This window comes from Lysobacter enzymogenes (assembly GCF_017168095.1).
GTDB classification, from domain to species: Bacteria; Pseudomonadota; Gammaproteobacteria; order Xanthomonadales; family Xanthomonadaceae; genus Lysobacter; species Lysobacter enzymogenes_D.
On sequence record NZ_LXSD01000047.1, the window covers coordinates 1 to 2922 of the forward strand.

The 2922-nt window shown below is 71.9% G+C and carries 2 protein-coding genes; both read left to right on the forward strand.

All coding sequences use genetic code 11. The features are described from left to right. Positions 1-709 precede the first annotated feature (709 nt). Positions 710-2032, forward strand: coding sequence for an amino acid permease (locus A7A76_RS01360; protein ID WP_206409509.1), 1323 nt, complete (start codon positions 710-712; stop codon positions 2030-2032). 261 nt (positions 2033-2293) lie between these two features. Next, complete coding sequence (locus tag A7A76_RS01365) at positions 2294-2860, forward strand: NADPH-dependent FMN reductase (RefSeq protein WP_206409508.1); 567 nt, start codon at positions 2294-2296, stop codon at positions 2858-2860. Positions 2861-2922 lie beyond the last annotated feature (62 nt).

A 2922-nucleotide genomic window follows, 5' to 3' on the forward strand; every position in this document is an offset into this window, starting at 1 on the left:
GGCGGCGCGGCGGCCGCGTCGGCCGGCGCGCTCGCCGGGGCCGTGGACGCGGCCGGCGCGTCCGGCGTGGTTTCGCCCTTGCTCTTGCAAGCGGCGAGCGACAGCGCGCCGAGCACGATGGCGGCATAAGCGGCGATTCGCAGATCGATCTTCATGGAAGCATGCACCTCGGATGGTTTTCGGCCGGCCTCGGGGTCGCGGCGCGGCCGGATGGGCCACGGCCGCGGCTGCGGCGCGGTGCGGGGGAACACCGGGGGACCGCCGCAGCCGCGGCCGGCTGCACGTGCCGCAGGGGAAGTGGGACGGCACGGGCTGCACACTGCCGTCATCGCGATGAACGAACCCGGTGGCGCGCACGGCGCCGCTACGTTTTTTTAACCAACCCGCGACAGCGCTGCGTTAGGCCGCGACCGGATCGCGGCGCAAAGCGTGATCGCTTAATCGCTATTCGCACGCCGCGCGCCGGCGCCGCGGCTGAACGCAACAAAACGTTTACGAACGCCGCCGATTCAGCGCGCCGCGCCTGGGTCCGGACCGGCTCATGACGATGGCGGCGCCGCACATGCCGCAGTGCGCATTGCAGTGCGCGCCGCGCTGGCTCTAAGGTGGCCCGATTGCGGCCGCCCGCGCGCGCCGCCCGCCACCGAGCGAGGGGACCATCGTTTTGAGCCAGCCGTCGAGCGAGCCGACTTCCGTCCGCGCACCTGTCATCTCCCCTTCCGCTTCCCCATCCGGCCCAGACGCCGGCGACTCCGGCACCGTCCGCGCGGTCAGCCGCTGGCAGATCGTCGGCCTGTCGATCAACGACGTGATCGGCAGCGGCATCTACCTGCTGCCGGCGACCGCGGCGATGCTGCTCGGCCCGGCGAGCCTGTGGGCGGTGCTGCTGGCCGGCTTCGCCGTCGCCCTGCTGGTGCTGTGCTACGCGCAGGCGGCGAGCTATTTCGATCAGCCCGGCGGCGGCTATCTGTATGCGCGCGAAGCGTTCGGGCCGTTCGCCGGTTTCGAGGTCGGCTGGATGCTGCTGGTGACCCGCATCTCCACCGCCGCCTCGCTCAGCAACGGCCTGGCCGAGGCGGTGGCGCTGTTCTGGCCGGCGGCCAAGGCCGGGCCGGCGCGCGTGTTCATCGTCGCCGGCTCGCTCGGCCTGCTGGTGCTGATCAACGTGCTGGGCGTGCGCACCGCCGCGCGCGCCGGCGTGGCGCTGGCGATCGGCAAGCTGGTGCCGCTGGTGCTGTTCGTGGCGATCGGCGCGTTCTACTTCGATCCCTCGCTGCTGCGCAGCGATGCGCCGCTGCCGATGGACCACCTCGGCGAAGCCGCGCTGCTGCTGCTGTTCGCCTACGCCGGCTTCGAGAACCTGCCGGCGGCCGCGGGCGAATACCGCAATCCGCGCCGCGACGTGCCGTTCGCGCTGCTGACCATGATCGTGCTGGTGACGATCATCTATTTCACCGTGCAGTTGGTCGCGCTGGGCACCCTGCCGGGCATCGCCGCCTCGACCAGCCCGCTGGCCGAAGCCGCCGCCCACTTCAGCGGCACCGGCCTGGCGTTGGTGCTGACGGTCGGCGCGGCGATCTCGATCCTGGGCACCAACAGCAACACGGTGATGATGGGGCCGCGCTATCTGCTGGCGCTGTCGCGCGACGGCTACGGGCCGCGCGCGCTCGGCGCGATCCATCCGCGCTTCCACACGCCGGCGCGGGCGGTGCTGTTCCTCGGCGCGATCGCGCTGGTGCTGGCGCTGACCGGCTCGTTCCAGCAGCTCGCGCTGCTGTCGGTGGTGGCGCGGCTGTGCACCTACATCGGCACCGCGGTGTCGGTGCTGGTGCTGCAAAAGCGCCACCACGGCCGCGAGGGCGCGCTGCACCTGCCCGGCGGGCCGCTGATTCCGATCGCCGCGATCGTGCTGTCGCTGGGGCTGCTGGCCAGCGCCAGCGCGCAGAACCTGATCGCCGCGGCGATCGCGCTGCTGGTGGGCGCGGCGATCTACAAGCTGCGGCGCACGCCGGAAGCGGACGCGGCCGCCTGATCGCGGCGAAGGTCGCGGCCGCTAGCTGTAGGAGCGACGCAAGTCGCGACCGCGAAACCTCGCCTGATCGCGGCAAAGGTCGCAGCCGCTGTCCTGTAGGAGCGGCGCAAGCCGCGATCGGGAAATCCGCTTTCGTCGCAGGCGCGGTGTCGCGGTCGCGACTCGCGTCGCTCCTACATAGAGCCTTCGGATGGATCGCGCTTGACCTGAACTAAAGTTCAGGTCTTAGCCTGCCGGCAGTTTCCAGCAGGATTTGCGTTCATGGCTTCCAATCTCCGTCTCGCGCTGGTCTACGGCAGCGCGCGCGAAGGCCGCTTCTGCGACGTGGTCGGCGCCTGGGCGCAGCGCCGCGTCGCCGCCCACGGCGGGTTCGACACCGACCTCATCGATCCGGCGCAATGGCCGCTGTCGGGCCGCGCCGACGCGGCGCCGCTGCACTCGCTGCGCCAGCGCCTGCACGCGGCCGATGCGTTCCTGATCGCCACGCCCGAGTACAACCACGGCTATCCGGCGCCGCTGAAGGCGCTGATCGATGCCTGCTACGAACCGTGGCGGGCCAAGCCGGTCGCGTTCGTCAGCTACGGCGCCAGTTCCGGCGGGCTGCGCGCGATCGAACAACTGCGCCAGGTGTTCGGCGAACTGCACGCGGCGACCTTGCGCGACTGCGTCTGCCTGGTCCATGCCGGGCGCCAGTTCGGCGCCGACGGCGAACTGCGCGAGCCGCAGGCCACGCATCGGGCGATGGACGTGGCGCTGGCGCGGCTGCGCTGGTGGGCGCTGGCGTTGCGCGCGGCGCGCGAGGCGATGCCGTACGAAGCGGCGGCTTGAGCGCAGGCGGCGGATGGCCGCGGCGGTTCGAAGCCGGCGCGCGCTGCGCTGCGCGCGCGACG

Excerpts from the sequence above, each read along its gene's own strand:
- A7A76_RS01365 (WP_206409508.1), top strand. The coding sequence starts at position 2,294 with ATGGCTTCCAATCTCCGTCTCGCGCTGGTCTACGGCAGCGCGCGCGAA.